The 2,151-nt window shown below is 36.4% G+C and carries 3 protein-coding genes; 1 reads left to right on the forward strand and 2 read right to left on the reverse strand.

From position 1 onward, the window contains the following. Positions 1–179 precede the first annotated feature (179 nt). Complete coding sequence (locus ACIQXF_RS23010; RefSeq protein ID WP_402788141.1) at positions 180–887, reverse strand: SGNH/GDSL hydrolase family protein; 708 nt, start codon at positions 885–887, stop codon at positions 180–182. Continuing rightward, on the reverse strand, positions 888–1,484 hold the full coding sequence (locus ACIQXF_RS23015; protein WP_402788144.1) for a TetR/AcrR family transcriptional regulator: 597 nt from the start codon (positions 1,482–1,484) through the stop codon (positions 888–890). Positions 1,485–1,679: 195 nt separating this feature from the next. On the opposite strand from ACIQXF_RS23015, the gene ACIQXF_RS23020 reads away from it, so the two are divergent. Further along, a complete protein-coding gene (locus ACIQXF_RS23020) occupies positions 1,680–2,030 on the forward strand; it encodes a VOC family protein (protein WP_402788147.1) in 351 nt (116 codons plus the stop codon). Positions 2,031–2,151: the final 121 nt, after the last annotated feature.

Consider the following 2,151-nt stretch of genomic DNA (forward strand, 5'->3'; position numbering starts at 1 on the left):
TTGGCTACCGAAATGATGCCCATCTTTTCCTCCGTTTACGTTTGGAAACAGGTCATTGATTTTGTCATCCCCAGATTTTGGTGATGAGCCAAATACATTTTGATTTACTAATTCTTTACAAATAGCTTTCCCTATACCTGATACCCCGCCAGTAACAATTGCAACCTTTTTCAAATTCATCACCTCTCGTATGAATGCCTATTGGTCTCCTGCAATTGAAGCTGCTCAATGACAGCCGTGTATTCCTCCGCCACAATAGCTGCCCCTTTACTATTTAAATGAATGCCATCTAATGTTAAATGTAACCCTCTTTTTTGGGATAATCGGTTTATTCGCAAAGGATTTTTATAAAACAGAACATCTTTCATGACTCGCATAACATTGGTGTTAAGATAATCGGAACTATTGACATTTTCCAAGTGATTCTCAAATACCTCTTGCATATTTAAAAAGCTAACATTGGCATACTTAGAAGAGATGGACTGAATAATAGAGGAAAGATCCTTTAATTCCACATTTGGAGCATTTTCCATTTCCTCTCCTACTATTGCTGGCGAAACTAAAACAATATGCTTTGCAGAACCTAAAATCATTTCTAAAACATTTAGATAATTAGCTTTAAATTCTAGGTGATTCTTTGTAACTGGCTGTGCTTGCACTTTCAAAAGTTTAGAATAGACGTCATTAACACCAATCCAAAGAAAGATGAGGTCATAATAGGAATCTAGTTTCGATTTCTCTAAGCGGATGTGTAAACTTTTTACTGTCTCACCCGGTTTACCGAGATTATCAAATTCGATATGCTGATGTTTTGTTGTTAAAAGTTTGAAAAAGGAAACTCCTGGTCGACCCTCTGTTAAGCTGTCACCTATACATGCAATTTTCATTTATATCCCACCTTTTTTAATCTCCCTTAAAAATATGGTAATTGCCTGATTAAAGAGTGGTTCTAGTACTGTAAGCTCTTGAGTGTACGTCAGCTGACATAAACCACCCAGCCAAGTGCCTAGTAGAATTGTCCACTCATCAATATTGCCATTAATAAATTCCCCACAATCAATTCCTTCTTGAAGTATTGCGCGATAAGAACTCATCGGTACAATTGTTAAATTGTATAATTGCTGCACTGATTCAGGGCTGGACTTGGGATTTGAAGCTAATTCTTGCCCCGATTTTAGTAAAGGTGTTTGGTAATGATAGAGAACATGTCTGGCCATGCCATATAATTTCTCTTTTGCAGTGGAGTAGGTACATTCTTGTTGGATCCATTTGTTGTGCCAATCTTGCATAGTTTGCTGAGCCAAAAGAACAAAAAGTTTTTCCTTGTTCTCAAAATGGTAATAGATATGTCCTTTGCTGTAGCCTGAAGCGGTTGAAATATCTCCAACTGATGTTTGATTATAGCCTTTTTGAGAAAACAAACTAATCGCATGTTCCATAATTTCAACTTTTGCTTTCTCGCTATCATAGCGTCTTTTGTTCAATGATTTCCTCCTCTTTAAGATTTGAACGGTTGTTCTAATTTGATTATACAATATTTTACTAATTTAATGAATAGCAAAATACTTAGCAATTATGTTGTCACAATTGTCCCACGTTATGGTGATGAAACTAATGGAGGAAATATCCATCAAAGTGATGAATTATAAATTATGCTTCAAAATTAGGAGGGGAATCATATGGGGAGAGTAATAGGGTTTGAATTAAATAGTCAGGAGCCAGAAAAGGCAGCCGAATTTTACACTAAGGTTTTTGGTTGGGAGGCGGCTGCTCCAAATTGGGATTATTGGCCTGTAACAACAGGGGATGATGAAAAAGCTGGGATCAACGGTGGTATTGGAAAGGGACCTCATGATTACCCTTTTGGGACACGTATTCAAATTGAAGTTGATTCAATTGATGAAGCAATTTCAAAAGCTAAACAGAATGGTGCTTACATTGTGCGTGATAAAATGGAGTTTGCTGAGTTTTATCTCGCCTATTTGGTAGATCCAACTGGAATTGGTTTCGGTTTAATTCAACAAAAGTAAAGATATTAAAAAGCCTCTACAATAAGGTAAAGTGTACCCTTTGTAAAGGACATTTTAAAAAAAGCTCTAGGCAACTTGAAGAAGATGATGTCTGTATTGTGCAGGTGTCATCTTTTTTAGG

Origin of the sequence: Lysinibacillus sp. NPDC097231, assembly GCF_044761885.1 — a bacterium.
Lineage (GTDB): Bacteria > Bacillota > Bacilli > Bacillales_A > Planococcaceae > Lysinibacillus.